The 22198-nt window shown below is 72.3% G+C and carries 19 protein-coding genes; 5 read left to right on the top strand and 14 right to left on the bottom strand.

Translation table 11 applies throughout. The features are described from left to right. Positions 1 to 9: 9 nt before the first annotated feature. Both ABD743_RS27680 and ABD743_RS27685 read right to left on the bottom strand, forming a co-directional pair. On the bottom strand, positions 10 to 816 hold the full coding sequence (locus ABD743_RS27680) for an SDR family NAD(P)-dependent oxidoreductase (RefSeq protein WP_344725275.1): 807 nt from the start codon (positions 814 to 816) through the stop codon (positions 10 to 12). Positions 817 to 900: 84 nt separating this feature from the next. After that, positions 901 to 1401: a hemerythrin domain-containing protein gene (locus tag ABD743_RS27685; RefSeq protein ID WP_344725276.1), complete on the bottom strand. Its 501-nt coding sequence runs from the start codon at positions 1399 to 1401 to the stop codon at positions 901 to 903. Positions 1402 to 1487: 86 nt separating this feature from the next. Between ABD743_RS27685 and ABD743_RS27690 the strand changes: the two genes are divergently transcribed. Continuing rightward, positions 1488 to 2234 carry an arginase family protein gene (locus tag ABD743_RS27690; protein WP_344725277.1) on the top strand — a complete coding sequence of 249 codons (747 nt, stop codon included), beginning with the start codon at positions 1488 to 1490 and terminating at the stop codon, positions 2232 to 2234. A gap of 59 nt (positions 2235 to 2293) precedes the next feature. Then, on the top strand, positions 2294 to 7087 hold the full coding sequence (locus ABD743_RS27695) for an ATP-dependent helicase (protein ID WP_344725278.1): 4794 nt from the start codon (positions 2294 to 2296) through the stop codon (positions 7085 to 7087). Positions 7088 to 7100: 13 nt separating this feature from the next. Here the strand turns inward: ABD743_RS27695 and ABD743_RS27700 are convergent, their stop codons facing one another. Both ABD743_RS27700 and ABD743_RS27705 read right to left on the bottom strand, forming a co-directional pair. After that, positions 7101 to 7787, bottom strand: coding sequence for a TetR/AcrR family transcriptional regulator (locus ABD743_RS27700; RefSeq protein ID WP_344725279.1), 687 nt, complete (start codon positions 7785 to 7787; stop codon positions 7101 to 7103). After that, positions 7784 to 9334, bottom strand: a complete 1551-nt coding sequence (locus ABD743_RS27705) for a class I adenylate-forming enzyme family protein (protein ID WP_344725280.1) — start codon at positions 9332 to 9334, stop codon at positions 7784 to 7786. Before ABD743_RS27705 ends, ABD743_RS27700 begins: the two co-directional genes overlap by 4 nt. A gap of 213 nt (positions 9335 to 9547) precedes the next feature. On the opposite strand from ABD743_RS27705, the gene ABD743_RS27710 reads away from it, so the two are divergent. Then, positions 9548 to 11473, top strand: coding sequence for a flavin-containing monooxygenase (locus ABD743_RS27710; protein WP_344725281.1), 1926 nt, complete (start codon positions 9548 to 9550; stop codon positions 11471 to 11473). A 45-nt stretch (positions 11474 to 11518) separates the two neighbouring features. Here ABD743_RS27710 and yidC read toward each other — a convergent pair whose 3' ends face one another. Together yidC and ABD743_RS27720 are read right to left on the bottom strand one after the other, a co-directional pair. Continuing rightward, positions 11519 to 12472, bottom strand: coding sequence for a membrane protein insertase YidC (gene yidC, locus ABD743_RS27715; RefSeq protein WP_344725282.1), 954 nt, complete (start codon positions 12470 to 12472; stop codon positions 11519 to 11521). 99 nt (positions 12473 to 12571) lie between these two features. Next, entirely contained in the window at positions 12572 to 12871 is a 300-nt protein-coding gene (locus ABD743_RS27720) for a DUF6412 domain-containing protein (protein ID WP_344725283.1), read from the bottom strand. Between the two features lie 60 nt (positions 12872 to 12931). On the opposite strand from ABD743_RS27720, the gene ABD743_RS27725 reads away from it, so the two are divergent. Then, positions 12932 to 13678 carry a GNAT family N-acetyltransferase gene (locus ABD743_RS27725; RefSeq protein ID WP_344725284.1) on the top strand — a complete coding sequence of 249 codons (747 nt, stop codon included), beginning with the start codon at positions 12932 to 12934 and terminating at the stop codon, positions 13676 to 13678. 12 nt (positions 13679 to 13690) lie between these two features. Here the strand turns inward: ABD743_RS27725 and ABD743_RS27730 are convergent, their stop codons facing one another. From ABD743_RS27730 to ABD743_RS27745, 4 genes are read right to left on the bottom strand one after another with little or no spacing between them, the layout of a single operon-like run. Then, positions 13691 to 14326 (bottom strand): response regulator, encoded by a 636-nt coding sequence (locus tag ABD743_RS27730; protein ID WP_344725285.1) that lies wholly within the window; start codon positions 14324 to 14326, stop codon positions 13691 to 13693. After that, on the bottom strand, positions 14323 to 15660 hold the full coding sequence (locus ABD743_RS27735) for a sensor histidine kinase (protein WP_344725286.1): 1338 nt from the start codon (positions 15658 to 15660) through the stop codon (positions 14323 to 14325). The genes ABD743_RS27730 and ABD743_RS27735 overlap by 4 nt, the downstream gene beginning before the upstream one ends. A gap of 4 nt (positions 15661 to 15664) precedes the next feature. Beyond that, positions 15665 to 16453 (bottom strand): ABC transporter permease, encoded by a 789-nt coding sequence (locus ABD743_RS27740; RefSeq protein ID WP_344725287.1) that lies wholly within the window; start codon positions 16451 to 16453, stop codon positions 15665 to 15667. A gap of 12 nt (positions 16454 to 16465) precedes the next feature. Next, complete coding sequence (locus tag ABD743_RS27745) at positions 16466 to 17374, bottom strand: ABC transporter ATP-binding protein (protein ID WP_344725288.1); 909 nt, start codon at positions 17372 to 17374, stop codon at positions 16466 to 16468. A 125-nt stretch (positions 17375 to 17499) separates the two neighbouring features. Here ABD743_RS27745 and ABD743_RS27750 point away from each other — a divergent pair, with 125 nt between their 5' ends. Further along, positions 17500 to 18369, top strand: coding sequence for a DNA-formamidopyrimidine glycosylase family protein (locus ABD743_RS27750; RefSeq protein WP_344725289.1), 870 nt, complete (start codon positions 17500 to 17502; stop codon positions 18367 to 18369). A gap of 9 nt (positions 18370 to 18378) precedes the next feature. Here the strand turns inward: ABD743_RS27750 and ABD743_RS27755 are convergent, their stop codons facing one another. The 4 genes from ABD743_RS27755 to rimO all read right to left on the bottom strand — a co-directional run bounded on the left by ABD743_RS27755 (position 18379) and on the right by rimO (position 22188). Continuing rightward, the gene (locus tag ABD743_RS27755) at positions 18379 to 19191 is read right to left on the bottom strand and encodes a PspA/IM30 family protein (protein WP_344725290.1); all 813 of its coding nucleotides are present in this window, start codon (positions 19189 to 19191) and stop codon (positions 18379 to 18381) included. 294 nt (positions 19192 to 19485) lie between these two features. After that, positions 19486 to 19929 carry a helix-turn-helix domain-containing protein gene (locus ABD743_RS27760; RefSeq protein ID WP_344725291.1) on the bottom strand — a complete coding sequence of 148 codons (444 nt, stop codon included), beginning with the start codon at positions 19927 to 19929 and terminating at the stop codon, positions 19486 to 19488. A 127-nt stretch (positions 19930 to 20056) separates the two neighbouring features. Further along, positions 20057 to 20668 (bottom strand): CDP-diacylglycerol--glycerol-3-phosphate 3-phosphatidyltransferase, encoded by a 612-nt coding sequence (gene pgsA, locus ABD743_RS27765; protein ID WP_344725292.1) that lies wholly within the window; start codon positions 20666 to 20668, stop codon positions 20057 to 20059. Then, positions 20665 to 22188 (bottom strand): 30S ribosomal protein S12 methylthiotransferase RimO, encoded by a 1524-nt coding sequence (gene rimO, locus ABD743_RS27770; RefSeq protein WP_379659118.1) that lies wholly within the window; start codon positions 22186 to 22188, stop codon positions 20665 to 20667. The genes pgsA and rimO overlap by 4 nt, the downstream gene beginning before the upstream one ends. Between the last annotated feature and the right edge of the window lie 10 nt (positions 22189 to 22198).

The raw sequence follows: 22198 nt of genomic DNA on the forward strand, positions 1-22198 counted from the left end.
CGACTCCCGTCAGACCGCCTTCAGGAACCCACCGTCCACCACGAAGTCGGCCCCGGTGGTGCTCGCGGACCGTGGCGAGACGAGGAGCGTGATCACGTCGGCCACCTCCTGGGGGTCGACGAGGCGCCCTGTGGTCAGGTTCATCATCTCCGGGGCGAGCTTGTCCATCACGTCGTTCCGGTTGCTGCCGGCCACATCCGCGAGGATGTCCGCGGCCCCGCCCTCCTCGGTCCACCAGGCCGTACGCACCGGACCGGGCGACACCGTGTTCACCCGGATCCCTTGCGGGCCGAACTCCTCCGAGAGCGCCACGGTGAGGTTGTTCAGACCTGCCTTGGCCGCCGCGTAGTCGACGTTCATGGCCCCCGGCTGGCGCGCGTTGCCCGAGGACACGTTGACGATCGCCCCACCGCCTCGCTCCAGCATCAGCGGGATCGCGGCGCGCACGGCGCGGACCACGGAGAAGAGGTTGAACTCGAACATCACCTGCCAGTCGGTGTCGGTGGGAGCGAGGAAGGAGAAGCGCGGCAGCCGCACTCCGGGCGGCGGTCCACCGGCGTTGTTCACGAGGATGTCCAGCCCGCCGAACACGTCCGCCGCGTGGCGGACCGCACGCGCGGGCACCTCGGGGTCGGTCAGGTCGGCCGGGATGTGGACGAGGTCGGGCCCGACGAGTGCGGCGAGCTCCGGAGTGGTCGTGCGGGAGGCGACCACGACGCGGGCACCCTCCCCGAGCAAGGTGCGTGCGGTGGCCAGCCCGATCCCCTTGCTGCCACCGGTGACGACCGCGACCTTGCCCTGCAGGTTCAGTTCCATGATCACAGCATCGGCGGGATCGACCGGACGTTCTGGCGGTCTTCGGACACGGCATGCCCGCGTCCGATTACCGCGATCCCCGGCTCAGCCGTTCTCGGCCACGTACCGGTCGGGGTCCTTGTCCTCGCCCGAGAGGCCCCGCGCGCCGGGGTGCTCACCCACGAAGCGCTCGAACCGTTCACCGAGCTCCTGACGCAGCTCGACCGACACGGCACGCAGGAAGTCGGGGATGTCGTCGCGCTCCTCCTCGGCCAGGTGCTCGTCGTTGGCCTCACGCGCATCCTGGATGCCTGCCCACCATTCGTCACTGCCTGCCTCGGCCGCAGCCGACCGCCGGATGCCGTCGCGGATCTCGTCGTGGTCGTTGATCGCGTCCTTCGTCTCGTCCTCGCTGCCCTCGACGTTCTGCAGCAGGGCCGGATAGAAGTGCTCCTCCTCCGCCGAGGCGTGGACCTCGAGGTGGGCCGAGAGCTCGCGCCACAGCTCTGCGGCGGCCTGCGGGTCCTCGCGCAGCTCCGCGAGCCGGGCGAACCGGCTCCGGAACGTCTCGTGGTCGTCCAGGATCAGGCGGATGACGTCGGGCACCGGGGCCTCCTCGGGGGCAACTCACGATCATGGCGGACGCAGGAAAGCAGTTTCCGCCACCGGCCGCAGCCCGGCAGCATGTGGCGATGACCGTGATCGCGGTGCCGTTCCACCTCGACGAGCATCTGCCCGACCTGGAGCTGCCGCTCTCTCCGGGGCGCAGCATCGCCCCGGCCCTGCCTGCCGGATCGCCCTGGGAGCGGATGGCCGCGCTCTACGAAGAGGTCGCCGAGGCCGTCGCAGCAGACGTCACCGCAGGCCGGGCACCCCTCGTGGTCTCCGGCGACTGCACCACCTCGCTCGGTGTCGTGGCAGGTCTGCAACGCGCGGGGCTCCGGCCGGCACTCGTCTGGTTCGACGCTCACGGCGACGTCCAGACGCCCGAGACGTCGACGTCCGGATACCTCGGCGGCATGCCGGTCCGTCAGCTGGTGGGCGGCGCGGACCGGACGGTCGCGCAGCGCCTCGGGCTGGCCGACGTGCCCGAGCAGGACGTGCTGCTGGTCGACGCGCGCGATCTGGATCCGCCGGAAGCGGAGTTCCTCGCCGGATCGGCGATCCGGCGAGTACCGGTCGGAGACCTCGCGGGAGCCGTGCCGGCCGGTCCGGTCTACCTGCACCTCGACGTCGACGTGATCGATCCGCGCGACCTTCCGGGCCTGCTGTTCCCCGTGCCGGACGGACCACGCCTGCCCGCGGTGGCAGCCGCGGTCCGCCACGTCCTGGCCGCCTGCGACGTCGTCGCCATCGGACTGGCCTGCACCTGGAAGCCGGGCAGCGGCGCCGACCGGGGCGTGGCCGAACTCGCCCGGGAGCTCGGCGCGACGGCGTGAGCCGCCCCGCCTCCCGTCGCCGGTCCGGCGCGCCCGGATTGTCGGGGGGCTGACGCATCATGGGTGGCGTGAGTGCACTCGACGGCTTCTCCGCCGCCACCCGTGAGTGGTTCGGCGGCGCCTTCGTCGCGCCCACTGCGGCGCAGGAGGGCGCGTGGAGTGCCGCTCAGGCAGGCAAGCACGCCCTCGTCGTCGCGCCCACTGGTTCCGGCAAGACGCTCGCGGCCTTCCTGTGGGCGCTCGACCGGCTGGCCACCGGGCCGCCTCCGGAGGAGCCGAGGCACCGCTGCCGCGTCCTGTACGTCTCCCCGCTCAAGGCCCTCGCCGTCGACGTGCAGCGCAACCTGCGCTCGCCGCTGGCCGGCATCCGGCAGGCGGCGCAGCGCCTCGGGCTCCCGGTGCCGGACATCGCCGTCGGGATGCGCACCGGCGACACCCCGGCCGACGAGCGGCGCCAGTTCGCCCGCACCCCGCCCGACGTCCTGGTCACCACTCCGGAGTCGCTGTTCCTGATCCTCACCTCGGCGGCCCGCGAGTCGTTGCGCGGGGTCGAGACCGTGATCCTCGACGAGGTGCACGCCGTGGCAGGCACCAAGCGCGGCGCCCACCTCGCGCTCTCGCTGGAGCGCCTCGATGAGCTGCTCGAGAAGCCCGCCCAGCGGATCGGGCTCTCGGCCACCGTGCGGCCCATCGACGAGGTATCCACGTTCCTCGCCGGCGCGCGTCCGGTCGAGGTGGTGCAGCCGCCCATCCCGAAGACGATCGAGGTCGCGGTCGAGGTGCCGGTGCCCGATCTCGCGGCCCTCGACGAGCGTCCCGCGCCGGGCAGCTCCGACGAGGAGGTCATCGGATCGGCGGCAGGCACGGCCGAGCGGCCGTCCATCTGGCCTGCCGTGGAGCGACGGCTGCTCGAGCTCGTCCGCGCCCACCGCTCCACGATCGTGTTCTCCAACTCGCGCAGGCTGGCCGAGCGGCTCACCGCACGGCTCAACGAGCTCGCGGCCGAGGAGCTGGAGGGCGAGATCCAGGAGCTCGACGCCCTGCGCAGCGACAACGGAGCAGGCACGAGCGCCTTCCCGGCCGAGGCGATCGGCCAGTCCGGCGTCGGGGGTGGCGCCGCGGCCACGGTGGCGAAGGCCCACCACGGGTCGATGTCGCGCGAGCAACGCACCCTCGTCGAGGAGGAGCTCAAGGGCGGCCTGCTGCCCTGCGTCGTGGCCACGTCCAGCCTCGAACTGGGCATCGACATGGGCGCGGTCGACCTCGTCGTGCAGGTGGAGGCGCCGCCCAGCGTCGCATCCGGCCTCCAGCGGGTGGGGCGTGCGGGCCACCAGGTGGGCGCCGTGTCCCGTGGCGTCGTCTTCCCCAAGTACCGCGGCGATCTGGTGTCCTGCGCCGTCGTCGCCGAACGGATGACGTCCGGCGCGATCGAGTCGATGCGCTACCCGCGCAACCCGCTCGACGTCCTCGCGCAGCAGATCGTGGCGATGGTGGCGATGGAGCCCTGGCAGCTCGATCAGCTCGCGCAGGTCGTGCGCCGGGCCGCGCCCTTCGCCGCACTGCCCGATTCCGCGCTGCATTCGGTGCTCGACATGCTCGCAGGGCGCTACCCGTCCGAGGAGTTCGGGGAGCTGCGGGCACGGATCACCTGGGATCGCGTCACCGACCAGTTGCAGGGCCGTCCCGGCGCCCAGCGGCTCGCCGTCACGTCGGGGGGCACGATCCCCGACCGCGGGCTGTTCACGGTCACCACACCCGGCGGGGCCGACGGCCGCGGCTCACGGGTGGGCGAGCTCGACGAGGAGATGGTCTACGAGTCGCGGGTCGGCGACACGTTCCTGCTCGGCACGTCGAGCTGGCGGGTGGAGGACATCACCCACGACCGCGTCATCGTCACGCCCGCCCCGGGCCAGCCCGCCCGCATGCCGTTCTGGAAGGGCGAGTCGATCGGCCGCCCACTGGAGCTGGGCCGGGCGGTCGGGGCGTTCGTGCGCGAGATGTCGGCGCTGCCCGACGACGCCGCCCGGGAGCGCGCCACCGCGGCCGGGCTCGACGAGTGGGCCACCGACAACCTGCTCTCCTACCTCCACGAGCAGCGCGAAACCACACGCCACGTGCCCAGCGACCGCACCATCCTGATCGAGCGCTTCCGCGACGAGCTGGGCGACTGGCGGATGGTGGTGCACTCACCGTTCGGGTCGCAGGTCAACGGTCCGTGGGGGCTCGCGATCGCGGCGCGAATGCGGGAGCGGCGGGGGGTCGAGGTCCACGCCGCCAGCGCCGATGACGGCATCGTGCTGCGCCTGCCCGACGCCGTCGACGAGTCCGGCGCCGAGGTCGTGCCCTCGGCCGAGGACGTGCTGCTCGACCCGGCCGAGGTGGAGCAGATCGTCGTCGCGGAGCTGGGTGGCTCGTCGCTCTACGCGTCACGGTTCCGGGAGTGCGCGGCTCGCTCGCTGCTGCTCCCCCGCCGCGATCCCCGGCGGCGCAGCCCGCTCTGGCAGCAGCGCCAGAAGTCGGCCCAGCTGCTGGCGGTGGCCGGGCGCTACGAGCAGTTCCCCATCACCCTCGAAGCGATGCGCGAGTGCGTGCAGGACGTCTACGACCTGCCCGGGCTGCGTGAGCTGATGAACGACGTGCAGGCCCGCAAGGTGAAGGTCGTCGAGGTGGCCACGCCCGCGCCGTCGCCGTTCGCGCGGAGCCTGCTGTTCGGCTACGTCGGGATGTTCCTCTACGAGTCCGACGCACCGCTGGCCGAGCGGCGGGCCGCCGCGCTGGCGCTCGACTCCACCCTGCTCGCCGAGCTGCTCGGTTCCGAGGCGATCCGCGAGCTGCTCGATCCCGAGGTGCTGGCCGAGGTCGAGGCGTCGCTGCAACGGCTCACCGACGAACGCCGGGCCCGCGATGCCGAGGGAGCGGCCGACACGCTGCGGTTCCTCGGCGACCTCACCACGGCCGAGGCGGCCGCGCGCGGGATCCGGGCGGAGTGGCTCGCGGAGCTGGAAGCGGCCCGCCGGATCATCCGGGTGCGGATCGCCGGGGAGGAGCGCTGGCTCCCCGTCGAGGACGCCGGCCGGGTGCGCGACGCACTGGGCGCCGCGCTGCCCGTCGGGGTGCCGGAGACGTTCACCGAGCCAGTGGCCGATCCGCTCGCCGACCTGGTGCTGCGGTACGCGCGCACCCACGGGCCGTTCCCGGCGGCAGAGTGCGCCGCGCGGTTCGGGCTGGGTGTCGCCGTGGTCGCAGGCGTGCTCGACCGGCTGGTCGGGTCGGGGCGGCTCGTGCGTGGGGAGCTGCGGCCCGCGTCCATGGGCGGGCAGAGCAGCGTGGAGTACTGCGACGCCGAGGTGCTGCGCCGGTTGCGGCGGGCCTCGCTGGCCCGGCTGCGGGCCGAGGTCGAGCCGGTCGAGCAGCAGGCGCTGGGCCGGTTCCTGCCGGCCTGGCAGGGGGTTCAGGCGGGCGCAGGCGGTGAGCGGCGCGGCCGGATGCGGCGGGCGCCCGGTGCCGAGGACGTGCTCGGGGTGGTGGAGCAGCTTGCCGGCGCGCCCCTTCCGGCGAGCGCGCTGGAGTCACTGATCCTGCCCGCGCGGTTGCCCGGCTACACCCCGGCGCTGCTCGACGAGCTCACCGCGGCGGGCGACGTCACCTGGACGGGGTGCGGCCCGCTCGCCGGCACCGACGGCTGGCTCGCCGTCGCCCCCGCCGACGTCGCCGATCTGCTGTTGCCCGAGCCTGAGCCGGACATCGCGGACACTCCCGTGCATCGGGCCGTGCTGGCTGCGCTGGGCTGGTCCGGCCCCGGCGGCGGCGACTCCGGCGGGGCGCTCTTCTTCCGCGAGCTGGCCGACCGGGCGGGGCGCACCCTCGTCGAGAGCGGGGAGTCGGGGCCGTCCGACGAGGCCGTGGTCACTGCCATCTGGGACCTCGTGTGGGCCGGTCTGCTGAGCAACGACACCCTCGCCCCGCTGCGGGCGCGGCTCGGGGGCACGGGCAGCCGTGGCGGCCCGGCGCACCGCACCCGGCGATCCGCGCCCCGGGGCCGGTACGCCCAGCTGCGCGCCGGGCGTCCGGCGATGCCGAGCAGGAGCGGGCCACCGTCGGTCGGCGGGCGCTGGGCGCTCGCCCCCGCGCGGGAGCCCGACCCCACGCGCCGCGCCCACGCCCGCGCCGAGGCGCTCCTCGAACGCCACGGCGTGCTAACGCGTGGCGCGTTGGCCACCGAGCGGATGAGCGGCGGCTTCGCGGCCGTCTACAAGGTGCTGCGGGCGATGGAGGATTCCGGCCGCGCACGCCGGGGCTACGTGGTGGAGGGTCTCGGTGCGGCGCAGTTCGCCGTGCCGGGCGCGATCGACCGGCTCCGTTCCCTGTCCCAGCCCGACGGGTCGGTGCCGACGCCCGCTCCCGACCACGGCTTCGGCCCCGAGGAGCACGGGTACGGCGCCGATCGCCTGTACACCGGGCCGGCAGGCAGCGACGGTGCCGGACTCCCCCGCGTCGTCCTGGCGGCGGCCGACCCGGCGCAGCCCTACGGCGCGGCCCTTCCCTGGTCCGCCACCGTGGGCGACACCAAGCACCGTCCGGGACGCAAGGCCGGGGCGCTCGTCGTCCTGGTCGACGGCGCACCTGTGTTGTACGTCGAACGGGGCGGGCGTTCGCTGTTGTCGTTCACGGTCGACCGCTCGCGACTCGCGGCCGGCGCTCAGGCGCTCGCCGGCGCGGTCCACGAGGGATGGCTCGGCTCCCTCGCCGTCGAGCGTGCCGACGGGGTCGGCTCGCTCGGCTCCGAGCTGGCCGAGGTGCTCACCGATGCCGGCTTCCGCGTCACGCCCAAGGGGTTGCGCCTACGGGCGTGATCGCAGCACCGCGTCAGGCCTGCGGGACGTTCGGGACGGCTCCTGCCTGGTCGTCGGCGTACTCCCGCGCTCCGAGCATCCTGCCGACGATCAGCACCACGTAGCCGCGAACGACCTCCTCGAGGCCCAGCTCACCGTCGTCGTGGAACCAGGTGCTGATCCCGTTGAGCACGCCGAACGCCGCGAACGCGGCGAGCCGGGCATCGATCGCGGTGAACTCCCCGGTGCTCATCCCGGCAGCGATCACGTCCCGCACGCGGCGCTGGTAGTAGCGCCGGTACTCGTCGATCTCGGCACGGTGGGCCGGCGTGAGCGCGGCGAGCTCGTGCAGCCCCACCATGTGCTCGACGCGGCGGGGGTGCAGGAACTCGAGGTGCGCACGCACGAATGCGGCGAGGCGCTGTGCGGGCGTGCCCGGTGCGTCGAGAAACGGGAGGTTCTGCTCGTTCAGCTCCCGGGTGACGGTCAGGCAGACCGCGTAGAGGATCTCTTCCTTGGCCGGGAAGTGGTGGTAGAGGCTGGCCCCTCGGATGCCGACCGCCTCCGCGATGTCGCGCATCCCCACGGCCGCGTAGCCCTGCCGGGCGAAGATCCGCGCAGCCGCGGCGACGATCTCCTCGCGGCGAACCCGCCCCGACCTCCGGCCGGCAGGCACGGGCTGGGCCGAGGAGGGCTCGTCGATCCGCTTCGGGGCACTCACGGCGGAATCTCCACCGTGCGCAGCTCCCGCTTGAGGATCTTGCCCTGGGCGTCCACCGGCAGCTCCGCCACGACGTGCACGGCCTTGGGCACCTTGAACGCCGCGAGCTGCTCCCTGCAGAACGCCACGATCGCGTGGTGCTCGGGGGTGGCGCCGGGCCGCGGCACGACGAACGCGGTGACCGCCTCGGACCACACCGGGTCGGGCCGGCCGACCACCGCGGCGCGCAGAACGGCGGGATGTGCTTGCAGCACCCGCTCCACCTCCTGCGACGAGACGTTCATCCCGCCCGACTTGATCACGTCGGTGAGCCGGTCGTGGAAGAACAGATTGCCCTCGCCGTCGATCCGCACGATGTCGCCGGTGTGCAACCAGCCGCCGCGGAGCACGTTCTCTGTCTTCGCGGGTTCCCGATGGTATCCGAGCATCACCGAAGGCGATCGACAGACGAGCTCGCCGAGCTCGGTGTCGTTGCCGTCGGCGTCGACCACCCGCACCTCCAGGTGGGTCACCGGCTTGCCGATCCAGGACGTATCGCCGCCGGGTACGTCGGACAGAGTGGAGAACCAGCCCACCGTGCCGAGCTGGGACAGCTCGGACTGCCCCCAGTAGGTGCCCCACCGCACGCCAGGGGCGGCCTCGGACCAGGCCTCGATCACCGCGGGCGTGACCTGCCCGCCGTACGTCAGGCAGCGCCGGACGGCGCTGACGGCGGCGGGTCCGAATCCCGCCTGCCCGGCGAGCCCGAGGTAGAACGTCGGGGTCTGCGCGATCACCGTGACGCGTTCGCGGGCGATGATCTCCAGCGACCGCGCGGCGTCCGTGCCTGCGGGCAGCACCAGGGTGGCGCCCATCAGCGTGAGCGTGGTCATCGAGCCGAGCCCTGAGATGGTGTGGAAGGGCATGACGAAGAGCCAGGTGTCGTCCGGGCCGGTCTGAAGGCCCCAGCCCCACGCAGGTGCAGTGGAAATCAGGTAGTTGCGGTGCTGGATCAGCACGCCCTTCGGCGCTGCCTCCGTGCCGCTGGTGTAGACGAGCATCGCGACGTCCAGCTCGTCGACGTCGGCCACGGGCTCGGTGTCGGGTTGCTCGGCGAGCGCGCGCTCGAGGGGCTCGCCGAACGTCAGAAGCGGGGCACCGGGGTAGGCCGCCGAGACGCGGTCGGTGAACTCCTCGTCGGCGACCACCACCACCGGCCCGGCATGCGTGAGCTGCTCGCCGATCTCCCGCTTACCGAACATCACGTTGACGGGGCTGAGCGCGGCGCCGATCTTGAGCGTCCCGTAGTAGAGAGCGACGACGTCCACGCTGTTGCGAGCAACCACGGCTACGACATCCCCCCGGCGGACCGAGCGGCCGAGCAGGAGATGTGCGAACCGGTTGGCGCGGCGGTCGAGCTCCCCGTAGGTGATCCGGGTGCGCGCCCCCACGGCGTCGTAGGCGACGAACGCGGTCTTGTCCGGCTGGGTGCGGGCGTGGCGGCGCAGCTGGTCGCCGATGGTGGCCCGGCCGACCGGGGCCCGGTGCTGCCATGCGATGTCGGACACGGTGGTCAGTCCCTCTCCACGAACACCATCGTCGCTGCAGCCCCGGAGACGGTGTCGGCGGGGTGCGCACTAGTGCCGGGCATCACCCGGGTGATCTCCATCAGTCTCGCCTTCCTGTCTGTGGTTAGGAGTGAACCAGCCGGTTGTCGGCAACGGTACAGACGTCAAGATGCCGTCCTTTCGTGTTCACCTAACAGCGGTTAGCCTCGCAGCATGAGCTCCGCCGGCGACGCCCTCACCGAGCCCGCACCGGGCGAACCGCTGGACCGCGGGTCGCTGACCTCGGCCATGGAAAGCGCCAACCTGCCCACGCTCGTCGTGGTGCTCCACCAACTCACCGGCGATCCCCGCTGGCTCGCCGACCCGTACCGACCCACCCGGGGTCGCGGGATGGACGACAACGACGACGGCGGGTTCGCCGAGCCGGTGCGGGCCGAGATCCGGGCCGCCGCGGTCGACGCCGTGCTGGCCTGGTCGGCGGGCAGGCAGCCCGCCGTGCCCGCCCCGACCGGCGCGTTTCTCGTCGAGTTGATGAGCCTCGCGGTGGGCGAGCCGGTGCCCGCCGAGTACGAGGCCATGGCGGCCGAGGACATGGGCTTCCGCACGCCGAAACCCGTACGGGCCGTTGCGCCGGGCACCGGGTTCCGGGTCGTCGTCATCGGTGCCGGGCTGTCCGGTCTGCTCGCCGCGATCCGGCTCCGGGAGGCAGGGATCAGCTGCGTCGTCCTGGAGAAGAACGACGATGTCGGCGGCACCTGGTTGGAGAACCGCTACCCCGGCGCCGGGGTCGACACCCCGAGCCACCTGTACTCCTTCTCGTTCGCGCCGAAGCAGTGGACCACCCACTTCGGCAAGCGCGATGAGGTGCTCGCCTATCTGCGCGAGGTGGCCGATCGCTACGACCTGCGCGGGATGATCCGGTTCGGCACCGAAGCGGCCGGCGCCGCCTACGACGCCCGCAGGCAGCGCTGGACAGTGCGCACCACGGCCGGCGAGGAGCTCGAAGCGAACGCCGTGATCACCGCGGTGGGTGTGCTCAACCGTCCGAAGGTCCCCGACCTGCCCGGACTCGGCGACTTCCGAGGACCGATCTTCCACTCCGCCCGCTGGCCCGCCGACCTCGACATCACCGGCAAGCGCGTGGCCGTCGTCGGGACGGGGGCGAGCGCGATGCAGATCGTGCCGGCGATCGCCGGCCAGGCCGCCCACGTCACGGTGTTCCAGCGTTCGCCGCAGTGGGTCGCACCGAACGCCGTCTACTTCGAGCCCATCCCCGACGGCGTCCAGCTGCTGATGGAGCGCGTGCCCTTCTACCGTCGCTGGTACCGCACCCGGCTGGCCTGGACCATGAACGACAAGGTGCACCCGTCGCTGCAGATCGACCCGGAATGGCAGCACCCCGAGCGTTCGGTCAACACCATCAACGACTCGCACCGGCGCTACTTCACCCGCTACCTCATGACGGTGCTCGACGGGCGCGACGACCTCGTGAAGAAGGCGCTTCCGGACTACCCGCCGTTCGGTAAGCGGATGTTGCTGGACAACGGCTGGTTCGCCGCGCTGCGCCGCGACGACGTCGATCTCCTCACCGAGGCCGTCGCGGCGATCACCCCCACCCGCGTCCGGACTGTGGACGGCACGGAGGTCGACGCCGACGTCGTGGTGATCTGCACCGGCTTCGAGACCTACAGGTTCCTACACCCCCTTGACCTGCGCGGACGAGACGGGCAGTCCGTCCAGGAGGTCTGGGGTCCCGAGAACGCCGACGCCTACCTGGGCATCTCGGTGCCCGGCTTCCCGAACCTCTTCCTGATCGGCGGCCCCGGCACCGTGCTCGGCCACGGCGGCAGCTACATCACGATCGCCGAGAGCGAGGTCCGCTACACCGTCGAGGCCCTGACCGGGATGGCCGAACGCGGGATCGGGGCGCTCGAGGTGCGGCCCGAGGTCTACGCCGACTACGCCCGTCGGCACGACGAGGCGCACGCGCGGATGATCTGGTCACATCCCGGCATGGGCAACTGGTACCGCAACCGCGCCGGCCGTGTCGTCTCCGCGTTGCCGTGGCGGATCGTCGACTACTGGACGATGACGCGCCACGTCCACTGGGACGACTTCACCACCGAACCCGCCCGCTGACGCTCACGAGCCACCCGCGCCAACGTCGCGAGTCGCGCCGCGGGGTCAGCGGCGACGGCGGCTCGGACGGTGGCCCGAGGCGTGCCGTTTGCGCTTCCCCGTTCCCCCACCGCCGGCCGGGGTCACGGTGGGAGTGGCGGGCGGGTCGGCCGGGACGAGTGCGGGGGTCGGCACGGCCGTCACCAGCGGCGCCGGTGCGAGCGGTATCGCGGGCAGGCGGCTGAACACGATCCGCTGCTGGACGAGGGTCCAGGCGTTGTTGGTCAGCCAGTAGATGAGGATCGCGATCGGGAACGGGAAGAACAGCCCGCCGACCAGCGCACCGAGCGGGAAGATCCACGGGGTGAACCGCATGGCCGACGCGGTCGGGCTGTCGGGCGGCTGCTGCTGCGCCGAGTGCCGCGCACTGAAGTGGGTGGCCACGGCGGCGACGAGCATCAACGGCAACGCCACCACAGCGACGTCGAAGCGCTCGACGTGACCCCCGAAGGAATCCAGCAACTGCTGGGGCATGCTCAGGTATGCCGACAGCGGCGCCCCGAACAGCCGGGCCTCGAGGAACGAGCGCACCTGGTCGGGGCCGAAGACGTAGTTCGGGAGGGCGGCGTTCTGCTCGAACGTCAGCCCGGGGCGGTTGAAGTAGCGCAGCACGTGCAAGAGCCCGAGGAACACGGGCAGCTGCAGCAGCGCGGGTAGGCAGCCGCCCATGAGGTTCACCCCGTGCGCGCTCTGGAGCGCCTTCGTCTCCTTCATCAGCCGCGGACGATCGTCGGCGTAGAGCTTGCGGAGCTCGGTGAGCTGGGGCGCGATCACGCGCATGGCCCGGGCGGAGCGCACCTGCGCGATGAACGGCCGGATCAGCAGGGCCCGCAGCGTGAGCACGAGGAAGACGACCGACAGCGCCCACGCGACCCCACTGGACGGGCCGAGCAGCAGGCCGAAGAGCTGGTGCCAGCACCACATGACGGCGGAGACGGCGTAGTAGACGGGATCTAGCACGACGCGCCCCCCGGGCAGGGGACGGCAGGGACGAGAACGGGCATGGCGGGACTCCAGGGCAGCCGGAACAGGACTCGTCCGGCGGCGCCACGCGAAGCGCTACACCGCCGGGAGGAGCTCCGACGGGGCGCGCGACCGGGTATGGCCGTCGGCGTCCGGGTCGCGCTGGCGGGGCACGGCGCGGGACGCAAGCGCCCGATGGTGCTCCCGCGTCGCCACGGCGACACGGGCCTCGGCACCGGCGAGGAGCACGAGGGCAGGTCGCCGGGCCAGGCCCCAGGCGCAGAGCAGGGCTCCGAGCACGCCCATGAGCAGCGACTGCTCGAGGATCACGGCGGTGCCGACGAGCACGGACCCGAGCAGCAGCAGGCCCAGTGCCTGCGCCGTCGCCGTCCTCATGCCGCAACCGTACCTTTTATCGGTGGCGCCCGACCCGGCTACGCACCAGGGTGGCGAGCCATGCGCCCCGTTCCGGCCGACGCACTCCCGCAGCTTCGTCCGTGGTTCGCCCCGGAGCGGCCGGGACCGTTGATCTTCGAGCACGTCGTCCGTACGGGCCATGGCCGGTGCCGCGTGAACCGCTGGCCGCATCCGCAGGTGGTGCTGGCCGAGTTGCCCGGGAACTACGCCCTGCGCGGTGACCCCGCGCAGTGCAAGGACGGCGACCTCGACGACGTGGCCGGGTTCGTCGATGCTCCGCCCGAGTGGCTGCCCGCCCTGCGCACCCTGGATCCGGCCGCAGGTGTGTGGGACCGGCTGGTCGCCGTGCTCCCGGACGATGCGGTCGTACCGCCACCCGGTGATCACGTCCGGCTGCTCACCCCGGCCGACGCACCGGCGCTCGCCGCGCTCGGCGTCGAGGACGCGTGGATCCACGAGACGTGGGGCGGTGTGGCCGGACTCCTCGCCGCGGGTGTCGCCTATGCCGCCACCGCGGACGGCGAGCCGGTGTCGATCGCCGTGGCGTTCTACGTGGGCGGTGAGTACGAGGACATCGGCGTGGTGACGGTGCAGGCCCATCGCCGCCGCGGCCTGTCGACCGCGAGCGCTGCAGCGGTGGTCAGGGACATCAGGGCCCGCGGCCACGTCCCGTCGTGGACGACGTCCCCCGACAACACCGGGAGCCTCGCAGTCGCCGCGCGGCTGGGCTTCACGCACGTACGGAACGACGTCCTCTACGCCGTGCGCACGCCGATCCCGGTCTGAGCCGCGTCGGCGCTACTCGGGTATCAGCAGGCCCCGCTGGTACCCGGCCGCCACCGCGGAGGCCCGGTCGCGCACCCCGAGCTTCGCGTAGATGTGCAGCAGGTGGGTCTTCACGGTGGCCTCGCTGATGAAGAGTTTCTGAGCGGCCTCGCGGTTGGTGAAGCCCGCAGCCACCAATCGCAGCACTTCCAGCTCCCGGCTGCTGAGAGTGTCCTGGGCCGGGGTTCTGACCTGCCCCATCAGGCGCCCGGCAACAGCCGGCGACAGCACAGCCTCCCCGCGGTGCGCGGCCCGGACGGCCCGCAGCAACTCGTCGCGTGGGGTGTCCTTGAGCAGATAGCCGGTGGCGCCCGCCTCGATCGCCGGGAGCACGTCACGGTCGGTGTCGAACGTGGTGAGCACGAGCACCCGCACCGACGGTGCGGTGCGGCGCAGCTGCCCGATGGCCTCGACGCCGCCCATGGTCGGCATCCGCAGGTCCATCAGGACGACGTCGACCGGCTCGGCGTCCACGCGGGCGAGTGCCTCGGCGCCGTGTCCGGCCTCCGCCACCACATGCATGTCCGGCTGGCCGTCGATCACGCCACGCAACCCGTCGCGGACGACCGGGTGGTCGTCGACGATCAGCACCCTGATCTTCTCGGTCACGCCCGTACCTCCGCAGGGATCGCCGGGACGGTCGCACTCACCGCTGCCCCGTCCCCGGGGGAGCTCTCCACCGCCAGCGTGCCCGCCACTCGCCGCACCCGCTGCTCCATCCCCCCGATGCCGAAGCCGGAGCCTGCGTCCGGCCGGCCGCCGAACCCGGGTGTGAAACCACGCCCGTCGTCGCGCACGTCGAGCACCACCACGTCGTCCATGTAGGACAGAGTCAGCCCGGCCCGTCCGGCCTCCGCGTGCTTCCCGACATTCGCGAGCGCCTCCTGCGCCACCCGGAACAGCACGACCTCCAGCTCCGGCAGCAGCGGCCGTGGATCGCCGGTGGTCTCGACGACCAGCTCGACGCCCGTGGTCTCCGCCCACGACTTGCCCATCTGGGCGATGGCATCAGGCAGTTGCGTCTCGGCGAGCTGTGCGGGCGCGAGCGCGTCGACGGAGCGGCGGGCCTCGCTGAGGCTCTCCCGGGCGAGCGCGCTCGCGGTGTCCATGTGGCGGCGCCGGACGTCCGGGTCGTCATCGGCGGCGCCGGCCGCCTCGAGTTGGGTGACGATCCCCGTCAGGCCCTGCGCAATCGTGTCGTGGATCTCGCGCGCCAGCCGCGCCCGCTCGTCGAGCACCCCGGCCTCCCGCGCTTGCACCAGTAGACGGGCGTGCAGGCCGGCGTTCTCCTCCAGCGTCTCCGACAGGCGCCGGTTGGCCTCGTTGAGCTCGACGATGATGTCCTGCCTGCGTTGGGACTGCTGCGCCGACAGCACCCCGAAGTAGGTGAGCCCGCCCGCCATCCCGCCGTTGACCACTGCGAGCGCCACCCACCCTGCGATGACAGCGGGGGTGAACGCGTCGACCAGTCCCCCGCCGAGCTGGGAGTACGCGGCGAGCACCGCCGTGGCCACCACGCCGGCCCAGCGCCAGAGACCACGCAGGTACTGGAACGAGTGCGAGTACCCGGCGAAGGCCTGAAACCCGTAGAAGGGCGAGAGATGGACGAGCACCGCCATCAGGAGAAGCAGGCCACCCACGTACACCGAGCCCAGCAGCGGATCCGACGCACGAGCAGGCCGCCGGGACGCGAACACGAACGTCCAGCCCGCGTTGAGGATCACGAGCGACCCCGTGACGAGCCAGAAGCCCGGTGTGGAGGGAAGGACGAATGGCGTGAGCACGGTTCCGACGACCAGGCCGAAATACGGCGAGTAGCGCTCGAAGAGCGAGTCGAGCTTGCGCTCCCTGGCATCGAGTCTCTCGTCGCTGCCGGGAAGGGGGCCGACCCCGCCGCTCGTGCACGACCCCACGGTCGCCGCACCCGCACCGGTGCCGTTCACGGCCTCACTCCCACCGGAAGAATCTAGCGGCCACCGCCGTCGCGGTCACTGCAATGACCGCCATGACCACGAGCTGTGACAGTGCCGGCCCGTCCCCCAGCCAGGCGGCCTGGAAGGCACCTGTTGCCGGCGGAACGAACTCACCGATGCGCACGACGACGTCCGGGAGCAGGAACTTGGGCAGGTACACGCCCGAGAAGAACTGCGTCAGGATGAACGCGACGGTGCCGATCCCGGTGGCGAGCCGGGCGCGCGGTGCCAGTGCGGCGATCACGAGCCCGAGCGCGAACACCGCGGACGTGCCCAGCAGGAACGTGAGGACGAACCCGATCGGATGCCGCGGCGCCGGTACGTCGAGCACGAGCACGGCGACCATCAGCATCAGCGCCGTACCGACAGCCGCCGTCACGAGGTTGATGACCAGCTGCACGACCAGCACCGCAGACGGCCGCATCGGCGTGGCCGAGAACCGGCGCAGGACGCCCTTCTCCCGGTAGGTCGCGAGCCCGGTGGGCAGGTTCTGGAGGCCGAGCACGGCGATGTTGATCGCCAGCAGGGCCGGCGCGAAGTAGTCGGTGAACCGCAGACCCCCGAAGACCTCGCCGGGCTCGCGCAGGGCGGGCACGGCAGCGAGGCCCGCGAGGATGAGCGTGGGCAGCGCGATCACCAGCAGCACGGTCACGGGGTCACGCAGGAACAGCCGGGCCTCGGCCACCGCCAGCGCGAGCAGCGGGTTCACCGCGCGACGTCGTCCGCGGATCGAGGCAGGCGCAACGGACGACAGCTCGTTCATCGGTCGGGTTCCTCAGTTCTCGGCCGCGCGGCCGGTCAGGGCGACGAAGGCGTCGTCGAGGGTGGCCTGCTCCAGGCGCAGATCGGCGGACACGACCTGGTGGCGGGCCAGCGTCGACGTGACGGCGTGCAGCAGGTTGCCGTTCCCCGACACCTCCACCTGCGGACCGAGCCTCCGTATCGACTCCACCTCGGCGAGGTCGGTGAGCACCGCGTCGGGGAACGGAGCCGACGGACGGAACCGCAGCCGCTGACCGCCCGCGAGCCGGGCCACGAGCCCCGCCGGGCTGTCGGTTGCGACCACGCGGCCCGCGTCGATCACGGCAATGCGGTCGCAGAGCCGCTCCGCCTCCTCCATGAAGTGGGTGACCAGCACGACCGTCACGCCTCCGCGGCGGATCTGCTCGATCGACTCCCAGGCGTCGCGCCGAGCCTGCGGGTCGAGCCCGGTGGTCAGCTCGTCGAGGATGGCCACGCGAGGGTTCCCGACCAACGCGAGCACGATCGACAGGCGCTGCTTCTGGCCGCCCGAGAGGTTCGCGAACGCCGTGTTCCGCTTCGCTGCGAGGCCCCAGCGCTCGAGCAGCTCCCGTGGCTCGGCAGGCGACGGGTAGAACGAGGCGAAGAGCTCGACGGCCTCCCCGACACGCAGCTTGTCCGGCAGCTCGCTCGCCTGTAGCTGGATGCCGAGCACGCGGCGCAGCTCCGTGCGGTCACGCTGCGGGTCGAGACCGAGTACCGAGATCGTGCCGCCGTCCTGGGTGCGCAACCCCTCGATGCACTCCACGGTGGTGGTCTTGCCCGCGCCGTTGCGACCGAGGATCCCGAAGATCTCCCCCTCCTCCACGGCGAGGGAGACGTCGTGCACCGCGATCTCGTCGCGGTAGCGCTTGTGCAGCCGATCCACCTCGATGACGGGCATGTCGATGATGGTGCTGCCGCGCACGCCCGTGGAGATCGACCGTCGCGACGGACTCCCGGGCGCCCGCGGTGGACCCCGGCTCCACCGATCGGTGGACCGGCGCGGCCCGCGCTACCGTCGGGCTCGTGCCGGAGGGCGACACCGTCTACCTCACCGGTAAGCGCCTGCGAGCCGCGCTCTCCGGCCGGTCACTCGTGCGGGGGGAGCTGCGGCACCCGCGGCTCGTGGAGCACGACCTCGCCGGACGCACCGTGCTCGACGTCGCGACCGTCGGCAAGCACCTGTTCACCCGCTTCGACGACGGCCGCAGCCTGCACAGCCACCTGCGGTTGGACGGGTCGTGGCACCTCTACCGCCCCGGAATGTCCTGGCAACGGCCCGCGCACCAGGCCCGCGCCGTGCTCGAGACCGCCGAACGCACCGCCGTCGGGTTCTCGCTGCACGACATGGAGCTGCTGCCGACCATCGAGGAGGAACGGCTCGTCGGGCATCTCGGGCCCGATCTGCTCGACCCCACCTGGGACGAGACGCACGCCGCGGAAGCGCTACGCCGGTTCGCGGTGCGGGGATCCTCGGAGCTCGGCCTCGTGCTTCTCGAGCAGCGGGTGATGGCGGGCCTCGGGAACCTCTACAAGACCGAGGTGTGCTTCCTGCTCGGGCTCTCGCCGTGGACGCTCGTTCGAGACGTGCGGGACCCGGGGGCCGCGATCGCGCTGGCCCGTGAGCTGCTGCTGCGCAATGCCGACCGCCCGCAGCAGTCCACGACCGGTGAGCTGGCGCGCGGCCGTCAGACCTGGGTGTTCGAGCGGGGCGGGCAGCGCTGCCGGCGCTGCGGCACCCGCATCCGCACCGCCGAGCAGGGGGACGGCCCCTACGCCCGCATCGCCTACTGGTGCCCCCGCTGCCAGCCGGGCCCCTCCCCACGTCCGGCGTCGCCGCGAAACGACCGACGCCGCCCGTCCCCGGTGGGGGACGAGCGGCGTCAGCGCTGGTAGAAGGCCTACTCAGGCGGTGCCAGGCTGCTGCTGCTTGTTGAGCTGCGGGTTGGCCGGAATGGCGGCGGTGTCGCCCGCCGTGACCTCGCCCGCAACCGGTGTGCCGTGCAGCGAGGCGCGGATCTGCTCGAGGCGGCTCGCCCCGGCCATGTCGACCGTGGACTGCTGCACCTCCAGCATCCGGCCCTGCACCGAGTTCTGCGCCAGCTCCGCGGAACCGATCGCGTTGGCGTAGCGCCGCTCGATCTTGTCGCGGACCTCCTCGAGGGAAGGCGTGTTGCCGGGCGCGGCGAGCTCGGACATCTGCCGCAGCGACGCAGCCGCCTGCTCCTGCATCTTCGCCTGCTCGAGCTGGCTCAGCAGCTTCGTGCGCTCGGCGATCTTCTGCTGAAGCATCATCGAGTTGCGCTCGACGGCCTGCTTCGCCTGGCCCGCTGCCTGGATCGACTGGTCGTGCAGCGTCTTCAGGTCCTCGACCGACTGCTCGGCGGTGACGAGCTGCGTGGCGAACGCCTGCGCGGACTGCTCGTACTGCCCGGCCTTGGTCTCGTCGCCGGAGGCGCGGGCCTGGTCGGCCAACACGAGCGCCTGCCGGGCCGACGCCTGCAGCTTCTCGATCTCCCCGAGCTGCCGGTTGAGCTTCATCTCGAGCTGACGCTGGTTGCCGATCACCGCTGCCGCCTGCTGGGACAACGCCTGGTGCTGCCGCTGGGCATCCTCGATCGCCTGCTGGATCTGTACCTTGGGGTCGGCGTACTCGTCGACCTTGGACGAGAACAGCGCCATCAAGTACTTCCAGGCCTTCGTGAAACCGTTGGCCATCTGCTCCGCCCTCCGAGTGCGGCGCCGCTCGCCGCTGCATGTCGTTGTCCGGGCCTTCCGGCACGGGTCGCCGGTACGTCTGCTCCCATCGTGGCATCGGACAGGCCCGGCTTCCACCGCGCGCCGACGATATCGGGGATGATCCGGAGGCCACCGTCGGGGCGACCCGGAGGTCAGGCTACCGCTCCGGACGCCTCCGAGGGACCCACGACGTGCGAATACACCACCGGCACCCGCCGCACAAGGCTGACGGGTGCCGGTGAGCGTAGGACGGCAGTGGGGACCTCCGCCGTGTCAGGCGGCCGCGCAGACCGCCCCGACCGGCTGCAGCGCCACGGGCTGCGGCGACGGCTGCGGAACCGGGTGGCGCGGGGACACCGGGGACACCGGGGACAACGGCAGGGTGGACGGGGCCGCGGGACCGTCGGACGCGCCGGCGAGCCGCAGGTCCATGTGCCGCAGCCCGACCGGGCGACGCAGGGTGGCAGCCTCAGCGGCCAGCGCTTCGGCTGCGATCGTCTCGGCAGCCTCGGTGAGCAGTTCGTGCAGCGCGATGTCGAGTGCCTCGCAGATGGCTGCGAGGAGCTCGCTGGAGGGCTCCTTGCGGCCCCGCTCCACCTCGGACAGGTATCCGAGACTCACCCGTGCCCGCCGCGAGACCTCGCGGAGGGTGCGCCTGCGCTCCGTGCGCGCACGCCGCAAAGTGCCGCCGATCGCCTCTCGCATCAGCACCGCCATGCGACCCTCCTCGTGATCCGCCGGCCAACGTGGACACCGCGCCGGTGAGATCACCGTACCGATTCCTGCCGCGTGGCGTCTCCGGACGCGGCAGACGGTCGCGTCCGCCCACGGCGAACACGCCGGTTCACCTCGTGTCGGGCACCGGGGCGGTGGCTGCGGAGCGCAGCCGCGCCGCCCGAACGACGTAGTCGATTCCCGTGGCAACGGTGAGGGCGAGCGCCACCGCGAGCACCGCCCACCTCAGTGCTTCGACGGCGTCGGGTGCGCCGAACAGGTCGGTGAGCGGGAGCAGGTAGAGCCCGATCGCCAGCGCCTGGGCGAGCGTCTTCGCCTTGCCCCCGCGGCTGGCCGGGATGATCCCGTGCCGGAGCACCGAGAAGCGCAGCACGGTCACGCCGATCTCCCTGACCATGATCACGATGGTGACCCACCAGGGCAGCATCCCCAGCACGGACAGCCCGATCAGGGCCGCGCCGGTGAGCGCCTTGTCGGCGATCGGGTCGGCGATCGTGCCGAACGCCGTGACCAGGCCTCGCTTGCGAGCCAGCTCGCCGTCGTACCGGTCGGTGATCGCGGCGAGCGCGAAGACACCGAACGCGGCGAGCCGCCAGCCCGTGTTCGTGCCGTCGTGGACGAACAGCACCGCAACGAACACCGGTACCAACAGCAACCGGACTCCGGTGAGCACGTTGGCGATGTTCAGCAGCGGCGGCGGGCCGGCGGGCACAGAACTCACCCCGACTCCCGCCCGGCGCCCGCCGTGGCGGCGCTCCGGGGAGGAGCGGCGTCCAGGTCGCTGCGGGGCAGCAGCTCGCGCGGCGAGACGACGAGGTCGGTGCCCTCGGTGCCGACGACGACCGCCCGCACCAGATCACCGACCTCGAGCCCGGACCCCCGCTCGAACACACACTCGCCGTCGACCTCGGGCGCCTGGTGCGCGGCACGGCCGGTGCACTCGAAGTCCTCGTCCTCCTCCGCCTCGACGAGGACCTCGACCTCCGTACCGACACGGTCCTCCGCCCGCTGGGCCATGAGCTCGTCGACCAGCGCGCTGATCCGCGAGACGCGCGCGGTGACCTCCTCGGGCGGCAACTTGCCGTCGTAGCCCGCCGCCTCCGTGCCGTCCTCGTCGGAGTAGCCGAAGACACCGACCGCGTCGAGCCGCGCCCCGATGAGGAACTGCTCCAGCTCCTGCAGGTCCTCCTCCGTCTCGCCGGGGAACCCGACGATCACGTTGCTGCGGATCCCGGCCTCGGGCGCGAGGTCGCGGATGCGCTCGCAGAGGTCGAGGAAGTTCTCCCGCGACCCGAACCGGCGCATCCGCCTCAGTACCGCGGGGCTCGCGTGCTGGAACGACAGGTCGAAGTACGGCGCGACACCGGGCGTCGTCGCGATGGCCCGGATCAGGTCGGGTCGCACCTCGGCGGGCTGCAGATAGCTGAGCCGGACGCGGTCGACGCCCGGCACGCTTCCCAGCCGGGGCAGGAGCTGTACCAGCGCGCGGGTGCCGCCGGGCAGGTCCTTTCCGTAGGACGTGGAGTTCTCGCTGACCAGGACGATCTCGCGCACCCCCTGCATCCCGAGCCAGGCGGCCTCCGCCACCACGTCGTCCGGCGGGCGGGAGACGAACGAGCCGCGGAAGGAGGGGATGGCGCAGAACGCGCACCGGCGGTCGCACCCGGACGCCAGCTTGACCGGCGCGACCGGGCCGTCGGAGAGGCGCGTGCGGGAGAGGTTCGGCACCCAGGCGTGGCCCGGCACCGCGACGTCCAGCGCCGCGGCCGGCCGCTCGACCGGCGAGATCGGCAGCAACGTGCGGCGGTCGACCGGCACGTGCGGAGCGGGCGCGTGGCCGCCGATGACGTCGGAGAGGCGTTCGGCGAGGTCGGGGTAGGCGTCGAAGCCGAGCACGGCATCGGCCTCCGGCAGGCTCTCGGCCAGCTCGGCGCCGTAGCGCTCGGCCAGGCAGCCGACGGCCACCACCTTCGCGCCGGTGGCCTTCGCGGCGTCCGACGCGGCGAGAAGCGTGTCGATCGAGTCCTTCTTCGCCTGCTCGACGAACCCGCAGGTGTTCACGACGATCACGTCCGGGGCCGAGCCCTCGCCGTCGGCATCGACCAGCTCCCAGCCGGAACCCTCCAGCCTGCCGGCGAGCTCCTCGGAGTCGACCTCGTTGCGGGCGCAGCCGAGCGTGAGGAGGGCGGCCCGCCGTGGCGCGCCGTCATCACCGCGTGGAGGGATAGCGGAGTGGGGCACGGCAGGGCGG

Source organism: Pseudonocardia yunnanensis (assembly GCF_039534065.1).
GTDB classification, from domain to species: Bacteria; Actinomycetota; Actinomycetes; order Mycobacteriales; family Pseudonocardiaceae; genus Pseudonocardia; species Pseudonocardia yunnanensis.